At 75.5% G+C, this 1,195-nt stretch carries 1 protein-coding gene; it reads right to left on the bottom strand.

What is annotated here, in order from left to right; translation table 11 throughout:
- Positions 1–141: 141 nt before the first annotated feature.
- On the bottom strand, positions 142–1,195 hold a 1,054-nt coding region (locus H5J33_RS35900; protein ID WP_181798825.1), incomplete at its 5' end, for a YifB family Mg chelatase-like AAA ATPase.

Below are 1,195 nucleotides of genomic sequence, written 5' to 3'. Positions count from 1 at the left end.
TCCGGATCGCCGACGAGGTGGTGGCCGTGGACCTGACCCTGCTCTCGGACGGCATCGCCCCCGCGACCTCGTCCCCCGGCTCGATGACCCGCGCCAGAAAGACCCGGCCGAGCGGTTCGTCTCCGGGGTCTCGCGCGCCCGTCATGTGAGCGCCCCGATGGCCATCGGCACCCCTCGCGGGACTCCGGTGCGCAGTTGCAGGGCCAGGGCGACGTCGGTCGCGTCCGGGCGGTCGTGCCCGACGAGGTCGGCGATCGTCCAGGCGACGCGCAGCACCCGGTCGATGCCCCGGGCGGTGAGCACGCCGCGCTCCAGGCTGCGTTCGGCCTCGTCCATCGCCCCGGCGGCGGCGTGGTACCGGCTGCGCAGTTCACGGCCGGGCACTTCGCTGTTGGTGCGCCACGGCGTGCCCTCGAGGCGGACCGCCGCCCGCTCCCGGGCCTGCCGCACCCGGTCGGCCACGGTCGCCGTGGACTCGCCCCGGGCGCCGGGCTCGGTGAGCTGGGCCCGGGTGAGCGGGTCGACCTCCACCCGGAGATCGACCCGGTCCAGCAGGGGTCCGGACAGCCGGGACTGATAGCGGCGGATCGCCGACGGCGGGCACTCGCACAGCGAGTCGCGGAGCGAGAAGCGGCCACAGGGGCAGGGGTTGGCCGCCAGGACCATCAGGAACCTCGCCGGGAACCGGACCACACCGGCGCTGCGCGCGATCACGACGTGCCCCGACTCCAGTGGCTGTCGCAAGGCGTCCAGGGTCTGGCTGTGGAACTCGGGGGCCTCGTCCAGGAAGAGCACGCCTCGATGGGCCAGCGACACCGCCCCGGGCCGGGCGATGCCGGGGCCGCCACCGACGAGTGACTGCATCGTGGCCGAGTGGTGGGGCGCGCAGTACGGAGCGACGTCGATGAGCGGCTTGCCCGGGGGCAGCAGCCCGGCGACCGAGTGCACCGCCGTGACCTCCAGCGAGTCCTCCCGGGTGAGCCGGGGCAGGACCGCGGGCAGGCGTTCGGCGAGCATCGTCTTGCCCGCGCCCGGCGGCCCCTCCAGGAACAGGTGGTGCCCGCCCGCGGCGGCCACCTCCACGGCCGTACGCGCGGCGGTCTGCCCCACGACGTCCGCCAGGTCGTGATCGTGGTCGTGCTGTGCGGCGCCCAGGCTGTGCATGCCGGTGGCCGCGCCCGTGCCCGGCACGCGC

It is taken from the genome of Streptomyces sp. WELS2, assembly GCF_013870595.1.
In the GTDB taxonomy this organism is placed as follows: domain Bacteria; phylum Actinomycetota; class Actinomycetes; order Streptomycetales; family Streptomycetaceae; genus Streptomyces.
Note: the sequence above shows the minus strand (reverse complement) of the source record. Positions and strands in the feature narration are given on the sequence as shown.